General features: G+C 58.3%; 22 protein-coding genes. 13 read left to right on the plus strand and 9 right to left on the minus strand.

The window, feature by feature from the left end:
• Positions 1–103 precede the first annotated feature (103 nt).
• The 4 genes from KUF73_RS22610 to KUF73_RS22625 all read right to left on the minus strand — a co-directional run bounded on the left by KUF73_RS22610 (position 104) and on the right by KUF73_RS22625 (position 5,771).
• Positions 104–1,147 carry an ABC transporter substrate-binding protein gene (locus KUF73_RS22610; RefSeq protein ID WP_218440239.1) on the minus strand — a complete coding sequence of 348 codons (1,044 nt, stop codon included), beginning with the start codon at positions 1,145–1,147 and terminating at the stop codon, positions 104–106.
• A gap of 47 nt (positions 1,148–1,194) precedes the next feature.
• Positions 1,195–2,319 (minus strand): ABC transporter ATP-binding protein, encoded by a 1,125-nt coding sequence (locus KUF73_RS22615; protein WP_218440240.1) that lies wholly within the window; start codon positions 2,317–2,319, stop codon positions 1,195–1,197.
• Between the two features lie 325 nt (positions 2,320–2,644).
• Complete coding sequence (locus KUF73_RS22620) at positions 2,645–3,274, minus strand: response regulator transcription factor (RefSeq protein WP_218440241.1); 630 nt, start codon at positions 3,272–3,274, stop codon at positions 2,645–2,647.
• A 103-nt stretch (positions 3,275–3,377) separates the two neighbouring features.
• Positions 3,378–5,771, minus strand: a complete 2,394-nt coding sequence (locus KUF73_RS22625; protein ID WP_218440242.1) for a PAS domain S-box protein — start codon at positions 5,769–5,771, stop codon at positions 3,378–3,380.
• A gap of 73 nt (positions 5,772–5,844) precedes the next feature.
• On the opposite strand from KUF73_RS22625, the gene KUF73_RS22630 reads away from it, so the two are divergent.
• On the plus strand, positions 5,845–6,834 hold the full coding sequence (locus KUF73_RS22630; RefSeq protein WP_218440243.1) for an alpha/beta hydrolase family protein: 990 nt from the start codon (positions 5,845–5,847) through the stop codon (positions 6,832–6,834).
• Positions 6,835–6,933: 99 nt separating this feature from the next.
• Here the strand turns inward: KUF73_RS22630 and KUF73_RS22635 are convergent, their stop codons facing one another.
• The 3 genes from KUF73_RS22635 to KUF73_RS22645 are packed head-to-tail and all read right to left on the minus strand — an operon-like array spanning position 6,934 to position 9,387.
• The gene (locus KUF73_RS22635; RefSeq protein ID WP_218440244.1) at positions 6,934–7,698 is read right to left on the minus strand and encodes a TerB family tellurite resistance protein; all 765 of its coding nucleotides are present in this window, start codon (positions 7,696–7,698) and stop codon (positions 6,934–6,936) included.
• A 1-nt stretch (position 7,699) separates the two neighbouring features.
• Entirely contained in the window at positions 7,700–8,371 is a 672-nt protein-coding gene (gene murU / locus KUF73_RS22640) for an N-acetylmuramate alpha-1-phosphate uridylyltransferase MurU (RefSeq protein ID WP_218440245.1), read from the minus strand.
• Positions 8,368–9,387, minus strand: a complete 1,020-nt coding sequence (locus KUF73_RS22645; protein ID WP_218440246.1) for an aminoglycoside phosphotransferase family protein — start codon at positions 9,385–9,387, stop codon at positions 8,368–8,370. The genes murU and KUF73_RS22645 overlap by 4 nt, the downstream gene beginning before the upstream one ends.
• A 130-nt stretch (positions 9,388–9,517) precedes the next feature.
• On the opposite strand from KUF73_RS22645, the gene KUF73_RS22650 reads away from it, so the two are divergent.
• The 11 genes from KUF73_RS22650 to KUF73_RS22700 all read left to right on the plus strand — a co-directional run bounded on the left by KUF73_RS22650 (position 9,518) and on the right by KUF73_RS22700 (position 23,656).
• Complete coding sequence (locus KUF73_RS22650) at positions 9,518–12,328, plus strand: LPS-assembly protein LptD (protein WP_218440247.1); 2,811 nt, start codon at positions 9,518–9,520, stop codon at positions 12,326–12,328.
• The gene (surA, locus tag KUF73_RS22655) at positions 12,309–13,625 is read left to right on the plus strand and encodes a peptidylprolyl isomerase SurA (protein ID WP_218440248.1); all 1,317 of its coding nucleotides are present in this window, start codon (positions 12,309–12,311) and stop codon (positions 13,623–13,625) included. Before KUF73_RS22650 ends, surA begins: the two co-directional genes overlap by 20 nt.
• Positions 13,622–14,611, plus strand: coding sequence for a 4-hydroxythreonine-4-phosphate dehydrogenase PdxA (gene pdxA, locus KUF73_RS22660; RefSeq protein WP_218440249.1), 990 nt, complete (start codon positions 13,622–13,624; stop codon positions 14,609–14,611). Before surA ends, pdxA begins: the two co-directional genes overlap by 4 nt.
• Complete coding sequence (gene rsmA / locus KUF73_RS22665) at positions 14,608–15,426, plus strand: 16S rRNA (adenine(1518)-N(6)/adenine(1519)-N(6))-dimethyltransferase RsmA (RefSeq protein WP_218440250.1); 819 nt, start codon at positions 14,608–14,610, stop codon at positions 15,424–15,426. Before pdxA ends, rsmA begins: the two co-directional genes overlap by 4 nt.
• Before the next feature lie 123 nt (positions 15,427–15,549).
• Positions 15,550–15,930 carry a Co2+/Mg2+ efflux protein ApaG gene (gene apaG, locus KUF73_RS22670; protein ID WP_218440251.1) on the plus strand — a complete coding sequence of 127 codons (381 nt, stop codon included), beginning with the start codon at positions 15,550–15,552 and terminating at the stop codon, positions 15,928–15,930.
• Complete coding sequence (locus tag KUF73_RS22675; RefSeq protein ID WP_218440252.1) at positions 15,930–16,814, plus strand: symmetrical bis(5'-nucleosyl)-tetraphosphatase; 885 nt, start codon at positions 15,930–15,932, stop codon at positions 16,812–16,814. Before apaG ends, KUF73_RS22675 begins: the two co-directional genes overlap by 1 nt.
• A 33-nt stretch (positions 16,815–16,847) precedes the next feature.
• Positions 16,848–17,177, plus strand: a complete 330-nt coding sequence (gene glpE, locus KUF73_RS22680) for a thiosulfate sulfurtransferase GlpE (RefSeq protein WP_218440253.1) — start codon at positions 16,848–16,850, stop codon at positions 17,175–17,177.
• 297 nt (positions 17,178–17,474) lie between these two features.
• Complete coding sequence (locus KUF73_RS22685; protein ID WP_046029985.1) at positions 17,475–19,397, plus strand: PrkA family serine protein kinase; 1,923 nt, start codon at positions 17,475–17,477, stop codon at positions 19,395–19,397.
• 141 nt (positions 19,398–19,538) lie between these two features.
• Positions 19,539–20,810: a YeaH/YhbH family protein gene (locus KUF73_RS22690; protein ID WP_218440254.1), complete on the plus strand. Its 1,272-nt coding sequence runs from the start codon at positions 19,539–19,541 to the stop codon at positions 20,808–20,810.
• Positions 20,807–22,369, plus strand: coding sequence for a SpoVR family protein (locus KUF73_RS22695; protein ID WP_218440255.1), 1,563 nt, complete (start codon positions 20,807–20,809; stop codon positions 22,367–22,369). The genes KUF73_RS22690 and KUF73_RS22695 overlap by 4 nt, the downstream gene beginning before the upstream one ends.
• Before the next feature lie 63 nt (positions 22,370–22,432).
• Positions 22,433–23,656, plus strand: a complete 1,224-nt coding sequence (locus tag KUF73_RS22700) for a multifunctional CCA addition/repair protein (protein WP_218440256.1) — start codon at positions 22,433–22,435, stop codon at positions 23,654–23,656.
• Between the two features lie 78 nt (positions 23,657–23,734).
• On the opposite strand, the gene folK is transcribed toward KUF73_RS22700, so the two are convergent.
• Both folK and folB read right to left on the minus strand, forming a co-directional pair.
• Positions 23,735–24,253, minus strand: coding sequence for a 2-amino-4-hydroxy-6-hydroxymethyldihydropteridine diphosphokinase (gene folK, locus KUF73_RS22705; RefSeq protein WP_218440257.1), 519 nt, complete (start codon positions 24,251–24,253; stop codon positions 23,735–23,737).
• Positions 24,244–24,600, minus strand: coding sequence for a dihydroneopterin aldolase (gene folB / locus KUF73_RS22710; protein WP_218440258.1), 357 nt, complete (start codon positions 24,598–24,600; stop codon positions 24,244–24,246). Before folB ends, folK begins: the two co-directional genes overlap by 10 nt.
• 74 nt (positions 24,601–24,674) lie before the next feature.
• Between folB and plsY the strand changes: the two genes are divergently transcribed.
• Entirely contained in the window at positions 24,675–25,244 is a 570-nt protein-coding gene (plsY, locus tag KUF73_RS22715; protein ID WP_218440259.1) for a glycerol-3-phosphate 1-O-acyltransferase PlsY, read from the plus strand.
• Positions 25,245–25,264: the final 20 nt, after the last annotated feature.

Consider the following 25,264-nt stretch of genomic DNA (forward strand, 5'->3'; position numbering starts at 1 on the left):
TCGAGTGAAACGAGGCTGCGATCTGTTGATCTTGAAAAGCCAACGTCAAAAGATCGCAGCCTTCGGCAGCTCCTACAGAGTTTGCGTGAATTGCACGCAGTTGCTACTTCGCAGCCCAGGAATTGAAGCGCTGTTCCAGTTGCTCGCCGTTGTCAGCCCAGAAGCTGACGTCGATCTGCACCTGGTTGGCGATGTTTTCCGGGGTGGTCGGCATGTCTTTCAGGACATCCTTGGACAGCAACGGTACGGCTTGGGTGTTGGCCGGGCCGTAGGCGATGTTTTCGGAGTAGGTCTTCTGCTGCTGCGGCATGACCGAGTAAGCGATGAATTTCTTCGCTGCCTCAGCACGCGCCTTGTCCAGACCTTTTGGAATGGCCCATGCGTCGAAGTCGTAGATGCCGCCGTTCCACACCACTTTCAGGTTGCTTTCTTTCTGCACGGCAGCGATACGACCGTTGTAGGCCGAGCTCATGACTACGTCACCGGAGGCGAGGTATTGCGGCGGTTGTGCGCCGGCTTCCCACCATTGGATGCTTGGCTTGAGTTCATCCAGTTTCTTGAACGCGCGGTCCTGACCGTCTTTGCTGGCCAGCACTTTGTAGACGTCTTTCGGCGCAACGCCGTCGGCCATCAGAGCGAATTCCAGGGTGTATTTGGCGCCTTTACGCAGGCCGCGCTTGCCAGGGAATTTCTTGGTGTCCCAGAAATCCACCCAGCTTGTCGGTGCGGAGGCCAGTTTGTCGGCGTTGTAGGCCAACACGGTGGACCACACGAAGAAGCCTACGCCGCAAGGCTGGATCGCGCCTTTGACGTAGTCTTCGGTTTTGCCGAACAGTTTCGGATCCAGCGGCTCGAACATGTCTTCGTCGCAACCACGGGACAGTTCTGGCGATTCAACTTCTACCAGGTCCCAGGACACGCTCTTGGTGTCGACCATGGCTTTGACCTTGGCCATTTCGCCGTTGTACTCGCCCGCCACGATCTTGCCGTTGCCTGCCGCTTCCCACGGTGCATAGAAGGCTTTGACCTGTGCTGCCTTGTTCGCCCCGCCAAAGGACACCACGGTCAGGTCCGGGCCAGCCGCCATTGCGCTGGCTGCCCCCATCATGCCCAGTGCCAGAGCGGTGAATTTCAGGGATTTCAACATTTATTGTTTTCTCCACGTGCAGGGTTGGTGTGTTGAAGCCGGGGCGATCAATTCGCCTCTAGAAGTGGGTCGAGCGCTCGAACGTGTTCGACCTGCCAGCCAAGCGGTACCACATCACCCACCGCCAGCCCTGGATCGAGCTCGGCAATCGGCTGTTTCACAAAGAAGTCGGTCTTGCCGCAGACTTCCAGGCGAACCCGGACGTGGTCGCCCAGATAGATGAATTCCGCCACCCGTCCCGAGAAGCGGTTGATGCAAGACTCGCTGGAACCATTGAGGCTCACGCGCTCCGGGCGAATGGACAAGGTCACCGGCTCGCCGGTCTTGCCGACATTCACCGCCAGCGCTTCAACTTTTTCACCGCGACCCAGTTCGACCACGCAGCGGTCACCGGTCTGGCTGTGCAAACGGCCATTGAGACGGTTGTTCTCGCCGATGAAGTTGGCGACGAAAGTGTTTTTCGGCTCTTCGTAGAGCGTGCGCGGTGGAGCGATTTGCTGGATTTCGCCTTGATGGAATACCGCCACTCGGTCGGACATGGTCAGGGCTTCGCCCTGGTCGTGGGTCACGTAGACCACGGTCACGCCCAGACGCTGGTGCAAGTGCTTGATCTCCATCTGCATGTGTTCACGCAGTTGTTTATCGAGTGCGCCGAGGGGTTCGTCCATCAGCACCAGTTGCGGCTCGAACACCAGCGCCCGGGCCAGGGCTACACGCTGCTGCTGACCGCCGGACAGTTGTGCCGGGTAACGCTGAGCGAAGGCGTCGAGCTGGACCATGCTCAGGACTTTTTTGACCTTGTCGCTGACATCGCTTTTGTTCAAACCGCGCACGGTCAGCGGGAACGCCAGGTTCTCGGCGACCGTCATGTGCGGGAACAATGCGTAGTTCTGGAACACCATGCCGATGTCACGCTTGTGCGGCGGCACGTTGTTGATGGAGCGCCCGGCCAGCAGGATTTCGCCTGCGGTCGGTGTTTCGAAACCGGCGAGCATCATCAGGCTGGTGGTCTTGCCTGAACCGGACGGCCCAAGCAAAGTGAGGAATTCGCCTTTGCGAATCTCCAGGTTGAGGTCTTTGACGATCAGGTTCTCGCCGTCGTAGCTCTTCTGCACTCCACGAAAGCTGACCAGAACATCATTGGCCCCTGCGCTTGAATCGACCTGGCTCATACCCACACCTTTGTTGTTGATGACTGCTGTGGACTAAGCCTAGTGGACGCTGGGGAGCACGCAAATCGGGGCGCAGGAGAGAATGTCCTCAGACGGATGGAAGGTTGGGGGTAGGGATTGCCCTACACGGATGGCGGGATTGGATAGGTGCAGTGGCGAGTTTGAAGCTGCAAGCCGCAAGGAATGGTAAAAGCGGTTTGGTGGGATGTCGTAAATGGATATGCCACTGCTTTCCTGTAGGAGCGAGGCTTGCCCGCGAAGGCGTCTTCACTAGCGCTAAAAGCTTCGCGGGCAAGCCTCGCTCCTACAGGGACTGCATGCGGTTTTAGAGCAGTTTGTGCTCCATCGCGTACTTCACCAGTTCGGCCAGCGAGGTGATGTTGAGTTTCTGCATCAGCCGTGCCTTGTGGGTGCTGATGGTCTTGCTGCTCAATGCCAGTTGCTGGGCGATGTCGTTGACGTTGGCGCCTTGCGCCAGGCGTTCGAACACCGAAAATTCGCGCTCTGACAACAGCGAATGCAGCGGCCGCGAATCGGTCAGGCCGACTTCGAAGACCATGCGATCGGCCAGGTCCGGGTCGATATAACGTCCGCCCGCCGCGACTTTGCGGATCGCCGTCAGCAACAATGCCGGATCGCTGTCCTTGGTCGCGTAGCCAGCGGCACCAACCTTCAATGCCCGCGCGGCCATTTGCGCCTCGTCGTGCATCGACAACACCAGAATCGCCGGGGGATTGCTTAACGCACGAATTCGCGGGATCGCCTCCAGTCCGTTAACGCCCGGCATGGAGATATCCAAAAGCACCACTTCGCAGGGCACGTGACGCAAGGTCTCGAGCAACTGCTCGCCATTGCTCGCCTCCCCCACCACCAGCAAGTCCTTGGCCAGGCCAATCAGTTGCTTGATGCCTTCGCGGACGATGGTGTGGTCTTCGGCTACCAGTACACGGATCACTTGCCTCTCCTCAAAAATTACCTTGTCGCCAAAAAGATCGCAGCCTTGGGCAGCTCCTACGGGGAATACGTTCCATATAGAAGCTGCCGCAGGCTGCGATCTTTCAGCGGTCCAGCGGCACTCGCACAATCAGGGTCGTGCCCTCGCCCGGCTCACTTTCAAGCGACAACTGCCCACCCATGATCAGCACTCGCTCACGCATACCGACCACCCCGAAGGATGTCGGCCTTCCAGAGGCGGCGACAAATCCTACGCCATCATCGCTGATGGTCAGACATAGCCCGTCGCCCTCAAGGGCCAATGTCAGTTCGACAGTATGCGCCTGGGCATGGCGCATGACATTGGTCAGTGCTTCCTGAAGGATTCGAAACAAGCCGATCGCCTTGGCATCACTGAGTACCGGCAAGTTATCCGGTACTTGCACCAGGCACGGAATCTGCGTGCGCGCCTCGAAGCGACGAGCCTGCCACTCGATGGCCGAGGCGATCCCGGCATCAAGAATCGGTGGGCGCAATGCCGTCGCCACATCGCGCACTAACTGGAATAGTTGGGCGATCAAGCGCTTCATACTGTTCAAGCGCTCGTTCAGACCTGGGTCGAGTTGCGCGTAGGCCAATTCGCACATGGACGTTTCCAGCTTGAGCACGGTCAACATCTGACCCAACTCGTCGTGGACTTCCCGGGCAATGCGGGCCTTTTCCTCTTCGCGCACGCTCTCCAGGTGTGCGGACAATTCACGCAGTTGTTCCCGGGAACTGGCCAGTTCCAACTCAATGCGCTTGCTCTCGCTGATGTCCCAGACAATGCCGTCCCAGACGTAGGCACCGTCCTCGAGCTGCCGGGTAATCGCCTTGATTTCCGCCCAGCGCTCATCACCTTGACGCGTCAGCATTCGCCCTTGCCATGACCAGTCGCTGTCTGTGTCCAGCGCTTGGTCCTGGGTCTGGTGATAACTGGCCTTATCGTCAGGATGAACGAGACTACGCAAGCCTCTGTCGCGATGAGCCAGGGTGGCCGGCGAGTAACCCACCAGACTTTCGCTGCCTTCACTGATGTAGGCAAAGTCGATTTGCCCTGTCACCGGTGCACGCTCCAGGCGAAAGACCAATCCGGGCACGTTTGCCGCGATCCCTTGCAGCCGCGCTTCACTTTCCTGCAATGCAGCCAGGGCGCGGCGGCGCTCGGTAACGTCGGTGAGATAAACCACCAGGTACTCGCCATCGCGAAAGCGCAGAAAGCTCAACGAAACATCGGCCGGCAAGATGCTGCCATCGGCCCGCAGACAATTGGTTTCGAAGCTTTGCGGTGTGTCATCGCTGGCCCGGGCACTTTTCCACAGGTTCAGCCAGCGATCCATGTGCAGGCCGGGCTCGAAGTCGATCAAGGGCCGGTCGATGATCCCGCCCGAGGCATAACCCAACATGGTTTCAGCCGCGCGGTTGGCGTAGCGCACGTGGCTGTCCCAATTGACCCAGAGGATGCCGACGGTGCTCTGATCAATGGAAAACTGGGTAAGCCGCAAGGCCTCTTCGCTAGCGGTGCGCAAGGCAATGTCTTCCTGCGCCGCTGCCAGTCGCTGCTCCAGGCTGAGCTGCTGGCGTCGTTGCCAGAACACAATGGCCATGCTGCTCAGCGCCAACACTAACAGCAGCAGGCAGAGGTTTTGCCAGAAGCCCGGGGACTCCGTGAGTCGGGGGTACTTGGGTTGCAGCCATTGATTGTGCAGTTGCTCCAGATCCTTGGCCGGGATCGCCCGCAACGCACTTTCGATAATGCCCGCCAGTTCAGGCCGGTCGCGCCGCGTCGCTATTCGCAGCAACTGCGGCAAGCCAATGTCGCCCACCACCACCAGCCCGGCGAACTCCGGTTCGACGGACAGCCGCCCCAGTTGCGCTTCGTCGATCACAGCGTAAGCGGCTTGCTGACTTAACAACAATTGCAGTGCCTGACGTTCAACGGGAACACCTTGCAGATTCAGATGAGCATAATTGCCGCGCAGGTAATCGGCAGTGGCACTGGGCATGCGCACGGCGACGCGAGTCTGGCTGTCGAGCTTTTCCAGCTCTACCGCACCGGTACTTTTCTGGTCGCTCACCACCAGCTGCGGCACCCGCATGTACGGATCGGAAAATTGCCATAGGCGCAGGCCGCCGGGGCTTTGGGTCAAGCCTGGGGCGATGTCGATTTCACCCTCGCGTGCAGCGGCCTCCAGCTGTTCAAGGTCGGGAAAGTTACGCCAGCTCAGCTCGACCTTGAGCGACTTGGCCAGCCATTTCATCAGGTCGACGTTGACGCCGGACAACCGCTGCAAGCGGCGATCGTATTGCGCATAAGGTGCCTGCAACACCAGCCCGACTCGCAATTCCCCCTGCTGCGCCAACCACTGTTGTTGCTTGGGTGACAACATTGCAACGTGCGCCGGAGGCACGACGGCCGCCCAGCCCATCAAGGGAAACCACAAACAGCCGATAACCCACAGGCAGCGAAAACGCATCATCGAACTCTCACACACTGACAAATACTGACCAACCCATTAGGCTGCCGGAATAACTTCTGGCCTGGAATATCCGATGCCCCCTGTCTACCGCCTGGCACTGCCAGCATTGTGCCTGTCGCTGATCCTGCCTTGTGCTTTTTCCGTCGAAGCTGCCGACCCGGCGCCTGCCGCCGCGCAAAAGCCCGCCGAAGAAAAACCGGTCGAACGCCAGCCGTTGCCTGAGCGTAGTCAGGAAGAAGCGACAGCACTGGAACGAAAAATCCCGACCCAGGAACAGCAACAACTGCAAGCGGGCAGCGATACGTTCCTGGCCTTGTGGAAACCGGCCAATACCGCCGAACCCAAAGGCGCGGTGATTATCATCCCGGGCGCTGGCGAAACCGTTGACTGGCCGCAAGCAATCGGTCCGCTGCGGCGCAATTTGCCGGACGCCAAATGGAGCAGCCTGAGTATCACCTTGCCGGATTTGCAAAGCGATGCCATCGCGCCACGCATCGTGGAAGTGGTGCCAGCCCCCAAGGTCGCGCAGACCGGCAGCAAAGACTCGACCACCGCGGCCCCCATCGAACAAGCGGCGGGCGGAGAAGCGGACGTGGCCGACAAAGCGATCGCCGAAACCACCGAGGAACAATCCAAGGCTGACGCCGAGCGAATCTTCGCCCGTATCGATGCCGCTATTGCGTTCGCCGAACAGCAAAGTGCGCGCAGCATCGTCGTATTGGGGCATGGCACCGGCGCTTATTGGGCTGCGCGGTATCTGAGCGAAAAGCAGACATCGCAGGTCGAGCGGTTCGTCATGGTTGCTGCGCAGACGCCGGTTCAAGCCAAGCCTGAACTGGATGAATTGACGCCGACCCTGAAGCTGCCTACCGCTGACATTTTCTACATGGACAAGCCGCTGGATCGTAATGCGGCACTGGCTCGCTTGCAGGCCAGTAAACGCTTGAAGGCTTCGGCGTTCAGCCAGGTATCGCTCAAGGCGTTGCCGGGCAATGCCAAGGCAGAGCAGGAGCAGTTGGTGCGACGAGTGCGCGGTTGGTTGAATCCACAGAACGTGGAGTAAGAAAAAGCAAAGATCGCAGCCTTCGCCAGCTTCTACAGGGGAATACGTTTCATGTAGGAACTGCCGCAGGCTGCGATCTTTTGATCTTTTTATCCGCTGTCAAAAATCCCGGCGCTGACGAATCAATGTATAGGCACCGTGCAGTTCACGAGTCTTCTCAGTGGCCTCGCGCACTTGCAACTCCGTCGCCCCGTTACCGGCAACCTTGTCCGGGTGATGGCGACTGAGCAGACGGCGATAGGCACGCTTGATCTGCGCCGGCTCAGTAGTGGCCGACACGCCCAACAGTCGCAAGGCGTCCTGATAAGTTGCACCTTTGTTGGCCAGCGATCGTTTTTGCGGTTCATAGTCGGCCGCCAAGGCTCGTACCTGATGCCGGCTCCAGCCCAGCCACTTGCCCCATTGAGCAATCAGTTCGCGTTCACGGGTGCCCGCTCGACCATCTGCCCAAACCATCCGCCAACAGGCGCGCAACACGCCTTCTGCCGCATGGGGTTGAGCACTCAACCGGCGCAGATAACCCCGCAACCGGTCATTGCCCGACTTGCCTCGATTGAATGCGGCAATCGCTCGGCGCTGGGCCGACTCGCTCATCTCCAGCGAGCGCATTTCCTGACGCGCCTGCTGAATATGACCGTCCACTACCAGCCCGTCGCTTTTGGCTAACCGCCCCAACAACACAAACAGCAATTCATCATTGCGCAGTACAGGCCGCCCTCCGAGCTTTTCACGCAGGTGCCCCCAGCTCTGCAAGTTCAGATGGCGATCCAGCGCCTGCCCCAATAACGCGCCAAGCATGGCCCCCGGAATACTGGCAATGGCAAAACCTGCTCCGGCTCCAATCAGAGTCCCTGGCCATAGCATGTCAGCGTCTCGCTTCAATCAAGGTTTCAGCTTCCGCCAAGCGTTCATGAGTTCCGACATCCACCCACAACCCGTTCAGCCGCTCGCCGGAGACCTGCCCATTGGCCATCGCGGTACGCAGCAGAGGCGCTAGTTTGAACGCCCCGGCCGAGCATCCTTCGAACAGTTGCGGATGCAGTACTGCGATGCCGCTGTAAGTCAGGGTGGTGGCGTCCGATTGGCCATCTCGCACCAGCCCGTCGATCAGCTGGAAATCACCGCCCGGATGATGGGGCGGGTTGTTCGCCAGCACCAGGTGAGCCAGGCCGACAATCGGCTGGTGCAGCACGCTGAAATCGTAGTCGGTCCAGATGTCACCGTTGACCACCACAAACGCCTCATCACCCAATAACGGCAACGCGCGGAAAATCCCGCCTCCGGTCTCCAGTGGCTCGCCTTCCGGTGAGTACTGGATGTGCACGCCAAACTGCGAGCCATCGCCCAGGTAATCTTCGATCTGCTGACCCAGCCAGGCATGGTTGATCACGATTTCGGTAAATCCGGCAGCGGCCAGCGCGCGCAGGTGATACTCGATCAGCGGCACTCCGCCTGCGCGAACCAACGGTTTTGGCGTGGTCAGGGTCAGCGGGCGCATGCGCTCGCCTTTACCTGCGGCCAGAATCATTGCCTTCATGCCTTCACTCCAGCACGCAAACTGGCCAGTAATACATCCAGCTCAGCCAGTTCGGGACGACGGGCGATCACTCCTTCTATATAGGCGAAGAATCGCGGCACATCACCCAGGTAGCGCGGTTTGCCGTCGCGGTGGCAAATCCGGGCGAAGATGCCGATTACTTTCAGGTGACGCTGCACGCCCATGAGGTCGCTGGCGCGCAGGAAGTCTTCAAAGTCGGGCTGTACCGGAATACTCAATGCCGCAGCCTGCTGCCAATAATTTTCCAGCCAGCCACGCACGCGCTCTTCGGGCCAACTGAGGAAGGCATCCTTGAACAGGCAAGTCACGTCATAAGTGACCGGACCATACACAGCATCCTGGAAATCCAGTACACCAGGGTTCGGCTCGCTGAGCATCAGGTTGCGTGGCATGTAGTCGCGATGCACCAAGACTTTCGGCTGGGCCAGGGCGCTGTCGATCAGCAGATCACTGACCTGCTGCCAAAGCACCTGCTGCGCGGCGTCGAACTCGATACCCAGTTCGCGTTTTACGTACCACTCGGGGAACAGTTCCAGTTCGCGACGCAACAGCGCCACGTCATAACTTGGCAGCGGCGCAACCATCGGCAATTGCTGAAAAGCCAGCAGCGCTTGCAGGGCATCCTTGAACAAATCGTCGGCGTTTTCGCCGTCGATCACGTCCAGATATGTCTTGTTGCCCAGGTCATTGAGCAAAAGAAATCCGCGTTCAATGTCTTCGGCATAAATTTTCGGCACATTTATTCCGGATTTCGCCAGCAAAAAAGCGATATCCACGAAGGGTTTGCAGTTTTCCTGGGGCGGCGGCGCATCCATTACGATGAAACTTTTGCCCGCGCCTTCCCAACGAAAATAACGTCGAAAACTCGCGTCGCTACTGGCCGCGGTCAACGTGGCCGGGGGTACGGCACCCCAGCCCTGCGCTGCAAAAAGGTTCGTCAACTGCTCATCGAGCCAAACTTTCAGGTGTTGCAAACGTACATCTTGGTCAGGCATTGCAAGGGTCTCCGACGGCGCTAGCCGTCAAGCGGGTCATGCTTTATTATCCAGCATCTTTTTCAGACCATCGAGAGGCGTGCGGCCCACACCGCGGGCAGATGGCACGCAGGAAGCCCGGACTAATAAGATGGCATTGAAATCCCCCGCGTTTCGTAAAAAATTTCCGTTGTTGGTAACCGGCAGTTTGCTGGCCTTGCAACCTTTAGCCACTTCCTTCGTGGTCGCCGCGGAACAGTATGACTGCTCAGTCTCTGCTTCGGGCTCCTGGGACTGCGCGCCAAAATCGCCAGCGGCTGCCTTGCCACCGCGTCCGGTCCATGACGGCAGCGCAGTCAGCGCTACCGGCGAGGCCCCGGCACAGGAAGGTACCAGTGAAGACACCGGCGCCAAACCTGCGTTGGTTACCGAGTCCAAGGGCCGCGGCATGAAGTCGCGTAGCGAAGACTACAGTCACCTCGACTGGGTTCCTCGCGATCAGCTCACCGCAGCACAATTGGCCGAGACAGGTCCTTATTGCTCTGGTTCCTATATCGAACCGATTCGTCCTGGCATGAACGACAAGACGAATAAAAGTGACGCCCCGACCTTTATCGGCGCGAAAGCCTCTCGCTACAAGCAGGATGAGCAAGTTGCCACCCTGGCCGGTGACGTAGTCATGCGTCAGGGCAGCATGCAGGTCGAAGCCGACGAGGCCAACCTGTATCAGGCAGAAAGCCGTGGCGAACTGAGCGGCAACGTACGCATTCGCGACAATGGCGCACTGATCGTGGGCGACCACGCCGACGTGCAACTCGATACCGGCGAAGCCAAGGTTGATAACGCCGAATACGTGATGCACAAGTCCCGTATCCGCGGTAACGCGCTGTACGCCAAACGTGCCGAGAACGCGATCATCCGCCTCAAGGATGGTACGTACACCACGTGCGAACCGAACAGCAACGCCTGGCAGCTCAAGGGCAACAACATCACCTTGAACCCGGCCACCGGCTTCGGTACCGCGACCAACGTGACATTGCGGGTCAAGGACATTCCGGTCCTGTACACGCCGTACATCTATTTCCCGATCGACGACCGTCGCCAGTCCGGCTTCCTGCCGCCGACCATTGGCACCGGCAGCGATACCGGCTTCATGCTGGTCACCCCGTACTACTTCAACCTGGCGCCTAACTACGACGCCACGTTGTATCCGCGTTACATGACCAAGCATGGCCTGTTGATGGAAGGCGAGTTCCGCTACCTGACCAAGTCCAGCGAAGGGCAATTCGGTGCGGCGTACCTCAACGACGAGGACACTGACCGCAGCAAACAGTCCGAATACGAAAAAAACCGCTACATGTACAACTGGCAGCACAAAGGTGGCCTTGACTCGCGCGTCTTCACGCAAGTCGACTACACCAAGATCAGCGATCCGTATTACTTCCAGGATCTGGAAACTGACCAGATTGGCGTGAAAAGCGCTGACTATGTGAATCAGCAAGGCTCCGTTACTTATCGTGGCGATAGCTATACCGCTCGCGTGAACGCCCAGGCTTATCAGCTGGCGACCGTATCGAACATCACGCCGTACGACCGCTTGCCTCAGATCACCTTCGATGGTGCGCTGCCCTATCATCCAAACGGTCTGAATTTCTCGTACAACACTGAAATTGTGCGTTTCGACCGGGACCTGCAGAACGGCGACTTTACCAATGAGGATGGCAGCGTCACCCCACGCCTCGATACCAACATTCAAGGCCTGGCCCGTGCCACCGGTGATCGCCTCAACCTGGCGCCAGCCGTCAGCCTGCCGCTGGACTGGACTTATGGTTTCCTGAAGCCGAAGCTCAAGTATCAATACACCCAGTACCAACTGGATCTGGACAGCATCGGCAAAAGCCAGATCGTGGCTCAAGATCAGGCCGCAGCTGCAGCCGGGACAAAAAATTTCAACGGCAATTTCGGCAGCAACCAGAACCGTGGCGTGCCGATCGCCAGCATCGACGGCGGACTGTACTTCGACCGCAATACCCAATGGTTCGGCAAGAACTACCGCCAGACCCTTGAACCACGCCTTTTCTATCTCTATGTCCCAGAGGAGAACCAGGAAGATATTCCTGTGTTCGATACCAGCGAATACACCTTCAGCTATGCCTCGCTGTTCCGTGACAACCGTTTCTCTGGCTCCGACCGTGTCGGCGACGAGAACAAACTGTCGTTGGGCATCACCAACCGCTGGATCGAAGACGACGGCTTTGAACGCCAACGCTTCAGCGTAGGCCAGGCCCTGTACTTCAAGGACCGCGAAGTCCAGTTGCCGGGGGTCAATGCACAAGTCCGCGCCGACGCTCAAGCCAACGTTTCACCCTACGCTCTGGAGTACGAGTACCGCTGGAACCGCGATTGGCGCACCACAGCCGACTACAACTGGGACCCGGACAGCCGCAGCCCTCGCTCGGGTAGCGCGATGTTCCACTACCAGCCTGAAGACAACCCGAACAAAGTTATCAACGCGGGCTATCGCTATCGTAACGACCAGGTGATCTTCAACCAGAACACCGGTCAATGGCAGTTTGGCGGTGACTACGGCACCCCTGGCACGCCTGGCTTTGTGAAGGATTACTACAAAATCCAACAGCACGACTTCTCGGTGATCTGGCCAATCGTGCCGCAATGGAACGCCATCAGCCGCTGGCAGTACGATTACAACCAAAACCGTACCCTGGAAGCCTTCGGTGGTTTCGAGTACGACAACTGCTGCTGGAAACTGCGCCTGATCAACCGTTACTGGGTTTCCTACGACGAATTCAGTCAGGAAGCACCGCAAAACGAAAAAGGCGACCACGGCGTATTCCTACAAATCGTTCTGAAGGGTCTCGGCGGCGTCACTGGCGCCAAAGTAGAGAGCTTCCTCGACAAAGGCATCCAAGGTTATCGTGAACGTGAAGACCAAGCTTTCTGATTGTCTGCGCCCGCTGTTGCTGGGCGCGCTGTTCCTGGGTACCGCGGCTAACGCCGCGGTTCAGTCCATCGATAAAGTGGTGGCCATTGTCGACAACGACGTGGTCATGCAGAGCCAATTGGACCAACGTGTTCATGAAGTTCAGCAAACCATCGCCAAGCGCGGCTCTGCCGTGCCACCGGCCAGCGTACTGGAGCAACAGGTGCTTGAGCGCCTGATCGTCGAAAACCTGCAATTGCAGATTGGCGAACGCTCCGGCATCCGCATCACCGATGAAGAGCTGAACCAGGCTGTCGGCACTATTGCCCAGCGTAACAACATGTCGGTCGAGCAATTCCGTGCCGCCCTGACTCACGACGGTCTGTCCTACGACGACGCACGTGACCAGATTCGTCGCGAGATGGTCATCAGCCGTGTACGTCAGCGCCGCGTGGCGGAGCGCATCCAGGTGTCCGAGCAGGAAGTGAAGAACTTCCTGGCTTCGGACCTTGGCAAAATGCAGCTGTCCGAAGAGTTCCGTCTGTCCAACATCCTGATTCCTACGCCGGAAAGCGCCAACTCCGATGCGATTCAGAATGCCGCCAAACAGGCAGATGCGGTTTACCAGCAGCTCAAGCAAGGCGCTGACTTCGGTCAGTTGGCCATCGCCAAATCCGCCAGCGAAACGGCACTGGAAGGCGGCGACATGGGCTGGCGTAAAGCCGCTCAACTGCCACCGCCATTCGATCGTATGCTGAGCACCATGGCCGTCGGCGATGTCACCCAGCCAATGCGCACGCCAGGCGGCTTCATCATCCTGAAGATCACCGACAAGCGTGGCGGCGAAACCCAGGTGCGTGACGAAGTGCATGTGCGCCACATCCTGGTTAAACCGAGCCCGATCCGCGACGAAGAAAAGACCCGGGCCCTGGCCCAGTCGCTCTACACCCGTATTGAAGCGGGCGAAGACTTCGGCGAGCTGGCGAAAAGCTACTCGGAAGACCCGGGTTCTGCCCTCAATGGCGGCGACCTGAACTGGATCGACCCGAATGCACTGGTTCCAGAATTCCGCGAAGTGATGGCCAAGACCCCGCAAGGTCAACTGTCCAAGCCATTCAAGACTCAATACGGCTGGCACGTCCTGGAAGTCCTTGGCCGTCGTGCCACTGACAACACCACCCAGGCGCGCGAGCAACAGGCTATGACCGTACTGCGCAACCGCAAATACGACGAAGAGCTGCAAACCTGGCTGCGTCAGATCCGTGACGAAGCGTACGTAGAAATCAAACTCCCTGGCGCCGACCAGGCAGCGCAGTGAAACCGAAACGTTTCGCGCTGACACCCGGCGAACCGGCCGGCATAGGTCCCGACCTGTGCCTGCTGCTCGCCTCGCAAGCCCAGCCACACCCCCTGATTGCCATTACCAGCCGTGACCTGCTCCTTGAGCGGGCCGCGCAGCTGGGTGTGGTTGTCAACTTGCTGCCGGTCACACCCGACAGCTGGCCGGATGCGCCCGCACCAGCCAACAGCCTGTATGTCTGGGATACACCGCTCAATACCAAAGTCGTCGCCGGGCAACTGGACAAAGCCAATGCTGCTTTTGTCCTGGAAACCCTGACCCGAGCCGGCCAAGGCTGCCTCGATGGGCACTTTGCCGGGATGATCACCGCGCCCGTACACAAGGGTGTGATCAACGAGTCCGGGATTGCCTTTTCCGGGCACACAGAGTTTCTCGCCGACCTGACCCATACCGCGCAAGTGGTGATGATGCTCGCCACCCGCGGGCTGCGCGTAGCGCTGGTCACCACTCACCTGCCCCTACGCGAGATTGCCGATGCGATCACGCCTGAGCGGCTGGAGCGGGTTACGCGAATCCTGCACGCCGACCTGCAAGACAAATTCGGCATCACCCAGCCACGCATCCTGGTCTGCGGCCTAAACCCGCACGCCGGTGAGGGTGGACACCTGGGCCATGAAGAAATCGATATCATCGAACCCACATTAGAGCGCCTGCGCGGCGAAGGCATGGACCTGCGTGGCCCCTTGCCCGCCGACACTCTGTTTACCCCCAAATATCTGGAGCACTGCGATGCAGTGCTGGCGATGTACCACGACCAGGGCCTGCCTGTGCTGAAATACAAAGGCTTCGGCGCGGCAGTCAACGTGACCCTCGGCTTGCCGATCATCCGCACATCGGTCGACCATGGCACCGCCCTGGACCTGGCCGGTAGCGGAAAGATTGATACCGGCAGCCTGCAAGTCGCCCTGGAAACCGCCTACCAGATGGCCGAGACCCGTTTATGAACGAGCAATACCAACACAAGGCGCGCAAACGCTTTGGCCAGAACTTTCTGCACGATGCCGGCGTTATCGACCGCATCCTGCGCTCCATCCACGCCAAACCCGATGACCGCCTGCTGGAAATCGGCCCGGGTCAGGGTGCGCTGACCGAAGGCCTGCTCAACAGCGGCGCGCAACTCGATGTGGTGGAACTGGACAAGGACCTGATCCCGATCCTCAACCAACAGTTCGCCGGCAAGAGCAACTTCAACCTGCACCAGGGCGACGCATTGAAGTTCAACTTCAACAGCCTGAATGCCGCGCCGGGTAGCCTGCGCGTGGTTGGCAACCTGCCGTACAACATCTCCACGCCGCTGATTTTCCACCTGTTGCACAACTCCCACCTGATTCGCGACATGCACTTCATGTTGCAAAAGGAAGTGGTTGAACGTTTGGCAGCAGGGCCTGGCGGAGGCGACTGGGGCCGGCTGTCGATCATGGTTCAGTACCATTGCCGGGTTGAGCATCTGTTCAATGTCGGCCCAGGCGCGTTCAACCCGCCGCCGAAAGTCGATTCAGCCATCGTGCGCCTGGTGCCTCACGCGGTACTGCCGCACCCGGCCAAGGACCACAAGCTGCTGGAGCGCGTCGTGCGCGAGGCCTTCAACCAGCGCCGTAAAACCCTGCGCAACACCCTCAAGCTGCTGCTGACCAATGCCGAAATTGAAGCCGCCGGCGTCGATGGCAGCCTGCGTCCCGAGCAACTCGACCTGGCCGCCTTCGTGCGCCTGGCGGACAAGCTCAGCGAACAGCCCCAGCAAACGCCCGCCGATATCTGACAGGCCTGAAGCGTTATCGGATAGGACACCAGCGCCCATGTCTGGTTTACTATCCGATACTTGGCCTAGACTGAACTCAATCAGCTACGCCCCGCGTCCCGCTTCGTTTTTAAGGCCTCTTGCATGTCCGATCCTCGTTATCAGGTCGACGTCAGCGTCGTCACCCGCTATCTGGCAGAACAATCTCAACCCGAACACGAACGCTTTGCCTTCGCCTACACCATTACCGTGCAAAACAATGGCGAACTACCTGCCAAACTGCTGTCACGGCACTGGGTGATCACCGACGGTGACGGGCATGTCGAAGAAGTTCGTGGTGCAGGTGTGGTTGGTCAGCAACCATTGATCGAGGCCGGCAAAAGCCACACTTACAGCAGCGGTACGGTCATGACCAGCAAGGTCGGAACCATGCAAGGCACCTATCAGATGCTCGCCGACGACGGCAAGCATTTCGACGCCATCATTGCTCCATTTCGCCTAGCGGTGCCCGGAGCCTTGCACTGATGGCGACGTATGCCATCGGCGACCTGCAAGGCTGTCTTGACGCGCTGCAATGCCTGCTTAAAAAAATCGCGTTCGACCCGGCAAAAGATCGCCTGTGGCTGGTCGGTGATCTGGTCAACCGTGGCCCGCAATCGCTGGAAACATTGCGTTTCCTCCATAGCATCCGCGAATCCCTGGTGTGCGTACTCGGAAACCACGACCTGCACTTGCTGGCTGCCGGAAAGAACATCGAGCGCCTGAAGAAAGGCGACACCCTGCGAGAGATTATCGAAGCCCCTGATTGCGCCGAGCTGCTGGAATGGCTGCGTCAGCAAAAACTCATGCACTACGACGAACAACGTAATCTCGCTCTGGTACATGCCGGCATACCGCCGCAATGGTCGCTGCGCAAGGCATTGAAGTGTGCCGCCGAAGTCGAGTCAGCTTTGCGTGACGATAACCTGCTGCCGCCCTACCTCGACGGCATGTACGGCAACGATCCGGCGAAATGGGACAGCGATCTCAAAGGCGTAACACGCCTGCGGGTGATCACCAACTACTTCACCCGGATGCGCTTTTGCACCGCCGAAGGCAAGCTGGACCTCAAGAGCAAGGAAGGTCTCGACTCGGCGCCACCGGGCTACAAACCCTGGTTCCAACATAAGGACCGCAAGACCAAAGACGTAAAAATCATCTTTGGGCACTGGGCCGCGCTGGAAGGCAAAGTCCTGGAGCCAAATATCTTCGCGCTCGACACCGGCTGCGTCTGGGGCGGTGCCCTGACCCTGATGAATGTCGATACGGGCGAACGCTTGTCCTGCAAATGCGACGAACATGGCCATGCCACCGTGCCGCCAGTCGCCCCATCCATTTCCGAACCATCGTCAGCCAGCGCCCCGCGCTAGACTGCGCTTTCAGCCGAGCCACAGGAGCCCGCCATGAGCGAATTCAAACGTATTCCCCCGGAACAAGCCCAGACCCTGCGCGAACAAGGCGCAGTGGTGGTCGACGTCCGCGATCCTGCGACCTTTGCCGCGCTGCACATCAGTGGCTCCAGGCATCTGGACAACGTTTCCATCTCCGATTTCATCCGGGCCGCCGACCTCGACGCACCGACCGTAGTGGTCTGCTATCACGGTAACTCCAGCCAGAGCGCAGCGGCGTACCTGATCAGCCAGGGTTTCTCGGATGTTTACAGCATGGATGGCGGATTTGAGTTGTGGCGTACGACGTATCCTGCGGAAACGGCGCAAGGCACCTCCGAATAATTTTTTTGTAACGTTGCAGGCCCCGGCTCCTGCGGGCCAGCGCGGTGGCAGACGAACGGTCTGCCACAACTAATTACGTATCTCGCCTTTACCTCCCGAATTCCCAACTATCCTTAAGCGCAGGCCATCCAAAACAGGGGAGAGCCGGTACACCGGCGCGCGGGTCATCGGGAGTAGCTTTCGCAGCAATGAGCTGCGAAAGAGTTCTGGGGGGTAAACAGCGACTGCCTGTTCGGTTGCTGCCAGCATCGACTGAATGATCCGGCGTCGGCTCCACGTATCGAGCGAGGTGACGTCATGAGTATCTTTAGCCACTTCCAACAACGTTTCGAGTCCACACGCCAGGAAGAACTCTCGCTGCAAGAGTATCTTGAGCTGTGCAAAAAGGACCGCAGCGCCTACGTTTCCGCCGCCGAGCGTCTACTGCTGGCCATCGGTGAACCGGAACTGCTCGACACCTCGACCAATTCGAGGCTGTCGCGAATCTTCTCTAACAAGGTCATCCGCCGCTATCCAGCCTTTGAAGACTTCCACGGGATGGAAGAATGCATCGACCAGATCGTGTCGTATTTCCGCCATGCCGCTCAGGGCCTGGAAGAGAAGAAACAAATCCTCTATCTGCTCGGCCCCGTGGGTGGTGGTAAATCGTCCCTGGCCGAGAAGCTGAAACAGCTGATCGAAAAAGTGCCCTTCTACGCGATCAAGGGCTCGCCGGTTTTCGAATCGCCTCTGGGTCTGTTCAACGCCACTGAAGATGGCGCGATCCTTGAGGAAGATTTCGGCATTCCACGGCGCTACCTCAACACCATCATGTCGCCTTGGGCCACCAAACGCCTGGCCGAATTCGGCGGCGACATCAGCCAGTTCCGCGTAGTGAAACTCTACCCGTCGATCCTCAACCAGATCGCCGTGGCCAAAACCGAGCCGGGAGATGAAAACAACCAGGACATCTCGGCACTGGTCGGCAAGGTCGATATCCGCAAACTGGAGGAATACCCACAGAACGATGCCGACGCCTATAGCTACTCGGGCGCACTGTGCCGGGCCAACCAGGGCCTGATGGAGTTCGTCGAAATGTTCAAGGCACCGATCAAGGTGCTGCACCCATTGCTGACGGCCACCCAGGAAGGCAACTACAACAGTACCGAAGGTCTTGGCGCGATTCCGTTTACCGGGATCCTGCTGGCCCACTCCAACGAATCGGAATGGCACACCTTCCGCAACAACAAGAACAACGAAGCGTTCATCGACCGGATCTACATCGTCAAAGTACCGTACTGCTTGCGTGTCAGCGACGAAGTGAAGATTTACGACAAGCTGCTGTTCAACAGTTCGCTGGCCAAAGCCCATTGCGCGCCTGACACCTTGAAGATGCTTGCCCAGTTCACCGTGCTATCTCGTCTGAAGGAGCCGGAGAACTCCAACATCTATTCCAAGATGCGTGTGTATGACGGTGAAAACCTCAAGGACACCGATCCGAAGGCCAAGTCGATCCAGGAATATCGCGACAACGCCGGTGTCGACGAAGGCATGAACGGCCTATCGACTCGCTTCGCGTTCAAAATCCTGTCGAAGGTCTTCAACTTCGATCCGCACGAAATCGCTGCCAACCCGGTGCACTTGCTCTACGTGCTGGAACAACAGATCGAACAGGAACAATTCCAGGCCGAGACCCGTGAACGCTACCTGCGCTTCCTCAAGGAATACCTGGCGCCGCGTTATATCGAATTCATCGGCAAGGAGATCCAGACCGCCTACCTCGAGTCTTACAGCGAGTATGGCCAGAACATCTTCGATCGCTACGTGCTGTACGCCGACTTTTGGATTCAGGATCAGGAATACCGCGACCCGGAAACCGGCGAAATCCTCAATCGCGTAGCACTCAACGAGGAGCTGGAAAAAATCGAAAAACCGGCTGGCATCAGCAATCCGAAGGATTTCCGCAACGAAATCGTCAACTTCGTACTGCGTGCCCGGGCCAACAACAACGGCAAGAATCCGACCTGGCTCAGCTACGAAAAACTGCGGGTGGTCATCGAGAAAAAAATGTTCTCCAACACCGAGGACCTGCTGCCGGTCATCAGCTTCAATGCCAAGGCCAGCAAAGAGGACCAGCAGAAACACAACGACTTCGTTACACGAATGGTCGAGCGCGGTTACACAGACAAACAGGTACGGCTGCTGTCCGAGTGGTACTTGCGGGTTAGAAAGTCCCAATAAGGGAGCTGCAAGCGGCAAACGACACTTCACCTGCGAAAACGCGCTGTTTGCGTAATTGTGGCCATATGTCGCGCGCCGCTTGTTTCTGAAGCTTCTGTCTTGCAGCTTGAAGCTTATGACTCGAAGCTCCCCGGAGGGCCTATGAGCTATGTGATCGACCGACGTCTCAATGGCAAGAACAAGAGCACGGTGAACCGTCAGCGGTTTCTGCGGCGTTACCGTGATCACATCAAGAAAGCCGTCGAAGAGGCGGTCAGCCGGCGCTCCATCACCGATATGGAACACGGCGAGCAAATCAGCATCCCCGGCCGCGACATCGACGAGCCGGTGCTTCACCACGGCCGCGGTGGCAAGCAAACGGTCGTGCACCCGGGAAACAAAGAATTTACCAGCGGCGAACATATTGCGCGCCCACCGGGAGGAGCCGGAGGCAGAGGGCCTGGCAAGGCCGGTAACTCGGGCGAAGGCATGGACGAGTTCGTCTTCCAGATCACCCAGGAGGAATTCCTCGAATTCATGTTTGAGGACCTGGAGCTACCGAACCTGGTCAAGCGCAACCTGACCGGCACCGACACCTTCAAAACCGTTCGTGCGGGGATCAGCAACGAGGGCAATCCGTCCCGGATCAACATCATCCGCACGTTGCGTTCGGCCCATGCACGGCGAATCGCGCTGTCTGGCAGCAGCCGCGCGAAACTGCGCGAAGCCAAGGATGAACTCCTGCGATTGAAGCAGGAAGAACCGGACAACTTCGGCGATATTCAGAAAATCGAAGCAGAAATCGAACGACTCAGCGCGCGCATTCACCGCGTTCCATTCCTCGATACGTTCGACCTCAAATACAACCTGCTCATCAAGCAACCCAACCCCAGCTCGAAGGCGGTGATGTTCTGCCTGATGGACGTGTCCGGCTCAATGACCCAAGCGACCAAGGACATCGCCAAGCGCTTCTTTATCCTGCTGTACCTGTTCCTCAAGCGTAACTACGACAAGATCGACGTCGTGTTCATTCGCCACCACACCAGCGCCCGCGAAGTGGACGAGGAGGAGTTTTTCTACTCCCGCGAAACCGGTGGCACCATCGTGTCCAGCGCCTTGAAACTGATGCAGGAGATCATGGCCGAGCGCTATCCGAGCAACGAATGGAACATCTACGCTGCCCAGGCCTCCGACGGCGACAACTGGAACGACGATTCACCGATCTGCCGCGACATCCTGATCAACCAGATCATGCCGTTCGTGCAGTACTACACTTACGTTGAGATCACCCCGCGTGAACACCAGGCCCTGTGGTTCGAGTACGAGCGCATCGCCGAAGCCTTTTCTGACACTTTTGCCCAGCAACAACTGGTCTCGGCCGGGGATATCTATCCGGTCTTCCGTGAACTCTTCCAGCGCAGGTTAGTGACATGACCGCCAAAGAGCAGAAGCGCCAACCCATTTCCACCGGCTCAGAATGGACGTTCGAGCTGATCCAGGCCTACGACCGTGAAATCAGTCGTATAGCGGCCGGCTATGCACTCGACACATACCCCAACCAGATTGAAGTGATTACCGCCGAGCAAATGATGGATGCCTACGCCTCCGTCGGCATGCCGCTGGGCTATCACCATTGGTCCTATGGCAAACACTTCCTCAGCACCGAAAAATCCTACAGCCGCGGCCAGATGGGACTGGCCTACGAGATCGTGATCAACTCGGATCCGTGCATCGCCTACCTGATGGAAGAAAACACCATCTGCATGCAGGCGCTCGTCGTCGCGCATGCCTGCTACGGACACAACAGTTTTTTCAAAGGCAATTACCTGTTTCGGACCTGGACTGACGCCAGTTCGATCATCGATTACCTGGTGTTCGCCAAGCAGTACATCATGCAGTGCGAAGAGCGCCACGGCATCGATGCGGTCGAAGACCTGCTCGATTCTTGCCACGCGCTGATGAATTACGGGGTCGACCGATACAAACGGCCTTATCCGATTTCTGCCGAAGAAGAACGTCGCCGGCAAAAGGATCGGGAAGAACATATGCAGAAACAGATCAACGATCTGTGGCGCACCATTCCTAAAGGCGCGGACAAATACAGCGACAAGGACAACGCGCGTTTCCCCGCCGAACCGCAGGAGAACATCCTGTACTTCATCGAAAAACACGCCCCGTTGCTGGAGCCGTGGCAGCGGGAAATCGTACGGATCGTGCGCAAGATCGCCCAGTATTTTTATCCACAGCGCCAGACTCAGGTAATGAACGAAGGCTGGGCGACGTTCTGGCACTACACCCTGATGAATGACCTATACGACGAAGGCCTGGTCACCGACGGCTTCATGATGGAGTTTCTGACTTCTCATACCAGTGTGGTCTACCAACCCGGGTTCGATAGCCCTTACTACAGCGGAATCAACCCCTACACCTTGGGGTTTGCCATGTACCGGGATATTCGGCGCATGTGTGAAGAGCCAACAGAAGAAGATCGCCACTGGTTCCCTGAAATTGCTGGCACAGACTGGCTTTCTACCATCAAGTTCGCCATGAGCAGCTTCAAGGACGAGAGTTTTATCCTGCAGTATCTGTCACCCAAGGTGATCCGCGACCTGAAACTGTTCAGCATCCTCGATGACGACCAGAAGGACGATCTGCTGGTCCCGGCCATTCATGACGAAGGTGGTTATCGAATCATCCGTGAAACCCTGGCCGCCCAGTACAACCTGGGCAATCGCGAACCCAATGTGCAGATCTACAGCATCGACCGCCGTGGTGATCGTTCGCTGACCCTGCGCCACCAACAACACGACCGCAAACCGTTGGGCGAATCCACCGAGGAAGTGCTCAAGCACTTGCATCGGCTCTGGGGCTTCGACATTCACCTGGAGACCCTGCAAGGAGACCAGGTGATGAAAACCCACCACGTTCCACCCAGAAGCGAGCACAGCGAAGGCGAGTACGGACGACTGGACCTGGCCGTCATTCATCTTTGATCCTGTTTGTGCCTCCGAAAGCTTGACGCAGCGGTTATCCTGTCGAGCTAACGGAGGTTTTTTATGCGGATCTATAAAGTCGGCGGTGCGGTACGCGATCGTCTGCTGGGCAAACCTGTCACCGATATCGACTGGGTGGTGGTAGGCACTACTACCGAAGAGATGCTGGCCAAGGGCTTTCGCCCGGTAGGGGCGGATTTCCCGGTATTCCTGCACCCTAAAAGCGGTGAGGAGTACGCCCTCGCCCGCACTGAACGCAAAAGCGGACGCGGCTACGGCGGCTTCACGTTCCACGCCAGCCCCGAAGTGACCCTCGAAGAAGATTTGATTCGCCGCGACCTGACGATCAACGCCATGGCCGAAGACGATCAACAGAATCTGACAGACCCCTACCATGGCCAACGCGATCTTGAAGCTCGCGTTCTTCGCCATGTTTCACCCGCGTTTGCCGAAGATCCGCTCCGGGTTCTACGCGTTGCACGGTTCGCTGCGCGCTATGCCGAACTGGGATTCAACGTCGCCCCGGAAACGCTGGAGCTGATGCGCCAACTCAGCGAGTCAGGCGAGCTTGAAGCACTGACAGCTGAACGAAGCTGGAAAGAAATCTCCCGCGCACTGATGGAAGATCAACCGCAAGTGTTTCTTGAAGTTTTGCGCGCATGCGGCGCTCTAAGAGTGCTGATGCCGGAAGTCGATGCGTTGTTCGGCGTGCCGCAACCAGAAGCCCATCACCCGGAAATCGACACGGGCGTGCACACCTTGAGTGTGCTGGAACAAGCCGCACGGCATGAACAACCGCTGACTGTACGCTGGGCCTGCCTGCTGCATGACTTGGGCAAAGGACTGACGCCGGAAGAAGAATGGCCTCGGCATATTGCCCATGAGTTCAATGGGCTGAAGTTGATCAAAGCGGTCAACGAACGTTTCAAGGCACCGAGGGATTGCCAGGAGTTGGCGCTGTTGGTGGGCGAATATCACACTCACGGCCACCGCGCCCTTGAACTGAAGCCATCGACCTTGCTGGAGTTGCTGCAGAGCTTCGATGTTTACCGACGGCCGCAACGGTTCGAGGAGTTCATTGCGGCATGCGAGATGGACGCACGCGGGCGCAAAGGGCTGGAGCAGAGAAGTTACCCACAGGCGGACTATCTGCGTGGGGCGGCTACTGCGGCGCGTAGCGTGGCGGTTCAGCCGTTGCTGGAGAAGGGATTTAAAGGGCCAGAGTTGGGTGAGGCGATCAAACGTGAGCGGCTCAAGGCGTTGAAGGTGTACAAGGAAAGCACTTAGGCAAGATCAAAAGATCGCAGCCTGCGGCAGCTCCTACGTGGATTGATGTAGGAGCTGCCGCAGGCTGCGATCTTTGCTTTACAGCAATCCCGAAGGGGTCAACTGCTCACCGCGCCACTCAAACGCCACCGGCGCCAACACCTGATCAATCTGCGCATCACGCCACAGCGTCGCAAAGCTTTCGCCGACACCCGGATGCACGCGATCCGGCGCAATCAGCGACAAGGGCCACAACACAAAGGCATTCTTCAGAATCTCTGCGCGCGGCAAGATCAAGCCATCGAAGTTGCCCACCAGATCACCGAACAGCAATACATCGATATCCAGCGGCAAACCCTTGCGGTCCGGCGCGTAACGGCCGTTATCGGCTTCGATAAATTTCAGCCGGCGGTCCAGTTCGATCAGCGGCAGATCCGTAAAGGCCGATACCACAAAATTGAAAAACGGACCGCTCCTGATCCCCACCGGCTGACTTTCAAAAACCGCCGAGCAACGGATATCCACCAGAAAACCTGCCAAGGCATCCAGGCCAGCCTGCAAATGGGTTTCGCGCTCGATATTGCTACCGAGCCCGAGATAGACCTGAGTCAGCGACATCCGCGCTCGATCTCCACGCCCACGCCACCGGTAGCGGCCGGCACTGCACCGGGCTTGGTCAGCTTGAGGCGCACCCAAGTTATCTTGAATTCGCTCATCAATACTTCAACCAGACGCTCGGCGAAGGTCTCGACCAGCTGGAACTGCGCCTGCTCGGCAAAGGCCTGGATGCGCGACGAAACACTCGCGTAATCGAGCGCCAGGGTCAGGTCATCGCCGGCCGCTGCCGGACGATTATCCCAGGCGAAACTCAGATCAAGACGCAAGCACTGTCGGATGCTTCGCTCCCAGTCGTAGGCACCGATCACGGTGTCGACTTCCAGGCCCTCGATAAACACTCTGTCCAAGCACTTTTCTCCGCTACACGACAAGGGCGCAATGCGCCGTTAGAATCAGGGCGTCCTCGCCCGGAATAGTTAGCATGTTTTGGTTATTGGCGATCCTCGCCTACCTGCTCGGCTCTCTGTCCTTCGCCATTTTGCTCAGCCGCCTGACCGGTAACCCCGATCCGCGAATGAGTGGCTCTGGCAATGCCGGCGCCACCAATATGTTGCGCCTGGCCGGCAAAAAACTCGCCATCCTGACGTTGCTCGGCGATCTCTGCAAAGGCCTTCTGCCTGTGCTGATCGCCGAAATTTCGGGCCTTTCGCTACAGGATCAAGCCTGGATCGGTGTCTGCGCCGTCATCGGCCATCTGTTCCCGCTGTACTTCCGCTTTCGCGGCGGCAAAGGCGTCGCCACTGCTGCCGGCATGTTGCTGGGCCTATACCCACCTGCGGCCCTGCTAGCGGTGTGCGCATGGCTGCTGACGTTCTACCTGACCCGAACCAGCTCGCTGGCTGCCTTGATTGCCACACCTCTGACCCTGCCGTTGCTGGCCTGGCAAGAACCGGCAGCGCTGCTGCCCATGAGCGCACTCACGGGGATGATCGTCTGGCGCCACCGCGGCAATCTACGCGACCTGTTTGCCGGGCGCGAACGGCATTTTTAGATACCGATCGTGAGCCACGC

This window comes from Pseudomonas sp. PD9R, assembly GCF_019200975.1.
Lineage (GTDB): Bacteria > Pseudomonadota > Gammaproteobacteria > Pseudomonadales > Pseudomonadaceae > Aquipseudomonas.